Consider the following 2466-nt stretch of genomic DNA (forward strand, 5'->3'; position numbering starts at 1 on the left):
TCGTTTCTCCCTTTTCCCCCTTGTACCTTCCCTCTATTCTGTAGGGATTTGCGTCGATTCCGTCTGCCCCTATTTCCTACTGCCTTACTGCCCTACTCCTTCTTGATCAGGTTGCCGCCGCGCCGAACCAGCCGATCACGGCGCCGATGATCAGCAGCACGCCGAGCCAGTGGCCGCCGTCGATGAGGGTCAGGTCCCAGCCGAAATTCTCGTAGCGGTGATTGACCGAGAGCGTCGTGGCGACGAAACCCAGCCAGAGCACGAAGCCGAAGACAAGTCCGGCGATCCATGTCGGCTCGCCGCCGGTCATCGCGCCGACGACCAGGGCCAATATGGTGGCCATGACCAGTTCGGCGATGAAGCTGATGACGAAGGGCAGCGGCGACTTCTTCATCATCGCCGGATCGAGCTTGGCGGCCTTCAGCCACGCCTTGCTCAGGCCCATGTACCAAGCGGCGCCGAACAGCCACGCGGCGATCGCGGCAGCGACCACCGCCAGCCAGTTCACTGCTGAAAAATCCATGAGCTCCCCCTCTGATCTGTATGTGATGGAACGCCTGTTCGGCGATCGCGTCAAGCGAACCGCCAGACCGTCGTGCGCTTGACCAGCGCATCCTCCAGCGCCCGCGTGACGGCCACTTCATACACAGAAAGCGGCTCCAGCCCTGCCTTCGGCAGATACGACCGTCCGGGATCGCCGACGAGGATCTCGGCGCCGCGCGCCTTCAGCGTTGCGAACCATGGCATCAGCCGGTCCGCGAAAGATTTGTCGTAGAAAACATCACCGGCCAGGACCACGTCCCAACCTGCATCGGTGCCGATGCAATCCGTGCCGAGGAATTCGGTCCCGACACCGTTGATCTCGCTGTTGAGCCGGATCGCGGTGGCACAGAACGGATCGATGTCGGTTGCGATCACCTTGGCGGCACCTGCCTTGGCGGCAGCGATGGCGACAAGGCCGGAGCCGGAAGCGAAGTCGAGCACACGCTTGCCCCGCGCCGTGCCGGGATTGTCCAGGACATAGCGGGCAAGGCCCTGGCCGCCGGCCCAGGCAAAGGCCCAGAAAGGCGGTGGCAGGCCGATCTCGACCAGCTCATCCTCGGTCCGCTGCCACAAATCATGCGCTTCGTCGGCAAGATGAAGCAGGATCTCCGGGACGTGCGGCGGCGCCATCAGCGCCGTGTTGTCGAGAATGAATTGCCTCGCGCTGTTGGGCGTCAGCGCCGTCACGGAGCCGGCGTCAAGCCGCCCATGCGGCAGACTTCCTTCCATTCGGCCGGCGTCACCGGCTGCACGGAAAGCCGGCCGAGCCGCACCAGCGCCATGTCGGCAAGCTTCGGATTGGCCTTGACCTGCTCCAGCGTCGGCGGGTTCGGCACATCCCTTACGGCGCGGATGTCGACGCATTCCCAGCGCGGATCGTCCGAGGTGGTGTCGGGATGGGCAAGCGCGCAGACTTCAGCGATGCCGACGACGTTCAGCCCCTCGTTGGAATGGTAGAAGAAGCCGAGATCGCCGATCTGCATCGCCTTCATGTTGTTGCGCGCGGCGTAGTTGCGCACGCCGTCCCATTGCGTGCCGGCCTTGCCCTTGGCCTTCAGCATCTCGAAGGAGAACTTGAATGGCTCGGATTTGAACAGCCAGTAGTTCATGTCTTTCTCCTCCTAGGCGTCGCGCGGGCGACCGGGATTAACTAGCCGCCGGCTTGTTGAACGTCCAGTTCCACGGGCGGATTTCGACGCTTTCGAACAGCCCGGCCTTGGCGTAGGGGTCGGCCGCCGAAAGAGCCTGGGCGCCAGCCAGGTCGGACGCTTCGACGACCACGAGGCTGCCATTGGGCTTGCCCTCGGCATCAAGGAACGGACCGGCGAAGGCCAGCTTCTTGTCGCCGTTCAACCCTTCGAGAAAGGCGATATGCTCGGGCCGCGTGTCGAGGCGCACCTGCAGGCTTCCGGGCTTGTCCTTGCAAATCACAGCAAACAGCATCTTTTTCTCCTGATCGTTCAAAGTCGTGGGGATCAATCGTTGGTTTCGGTCTTCAGCGGCCGGGTCATCAAGGCCGTCACAGCCTGCCGGACGGTGATGGCACCGTCCAGTATGGAGGCGACGGCGGCAATGATCGGCGCGTCGATGTTGCGCGCGGTGGCGATGCGGGCAGCGATCGCCGCCGTCGGCACGCCTTCGGCGAGCGGCAATCCGGCAAGCGGCTTGCCTTGGCCGAGCGCCAGGCCATAGGCGAAATTGCGCGACTGGGTGGACGAGCAGGTCAGCAGCAGGTCGCCAAGGCCGGACAGCCCCATCAGCGTTTCGGGCCTGGCGCCGAAGGCAGCGCCGATGCGGCGCAGCTCGACAAAGCCGCGCGTCACCATGGCGGCCTGGGCGCTGGCACCGAGACCCGCGCCAGTGACGGCACCTGCGGCAATGGCAAAGACGTTCTTCAAGGCGCCGCCGATCTCGACGCCGATC

General features: G+C 64.2%; 5 protein-coding genes. All 5 read right to left on the reverse strand.

All coding sequences use genetic code 11. The features are described 5' to 3' along the window. Positions 1-106: 106 nt before the first annotated feature. Positions 107-523, reverse strand: coding sequence for a DUF1761 domain-containing protein (locus tag EN893_RS29065; protein WP_127269716.1), 417 nt, complete (start codon positions 521-523; stop codon positions 107-109). A gap of 50 nt (positions 524-573) precedes the next feature. Beyond that, a complete protein-coding gene (locus EN893_RS29070) occupies positions 574-1272 on the reverse strand; it encodes a methyltransferase (RefSeq protein ID WP_206517149.1) in 699 nt (232 codons plus the stop codon). Beyond that, positions 1227-1652, reverse strand: a complete 426-nt coding sequence (locus EN893_RS29075; RefSeq protein WP_023811233.1) for an EVE domain-containing protein — start codon at positions 1650-1652, stop codon at positions 1227-1229. The genes EN893_RS29070 and EN893_RS29075 overlap by 46 nt, the downstream gene beginning before the upstream one ends. Before the next feature lie 37 nt (positions 1653-1689). Then, on the reverse strand, positions 1690-1986 hold the full coding sequence (locus tag EN893_RS29080) for a YciI-like protein (protein ID WP_127269714.1): 297 nt from the start codon (positions 1984-1986) through the stop codon (positions 1690-1692). Positions 1987-2018: 32 nt separating this feature from the next. Continuing rightward, a partial coding sequence (locus EN893_RS29085) for an NAD(P)H-dependent glycerol-3-phosphate dehydrogenase (protein WP_348632522.1) occupies positions 2019-2466 on the reverse strand: 448 nt, incomplete at its 5' end.

This window comes from Mesorhizobium sp. M7A.F.Ca.CA.004.04.2.1 (assembly GCF_004022825.1).
Classification (GTDB): Bacteria; Pseudomonadota; Alphaproteobacteria; order Rhizobiales; family Rhizobiaceae; genus Mesorhizobium.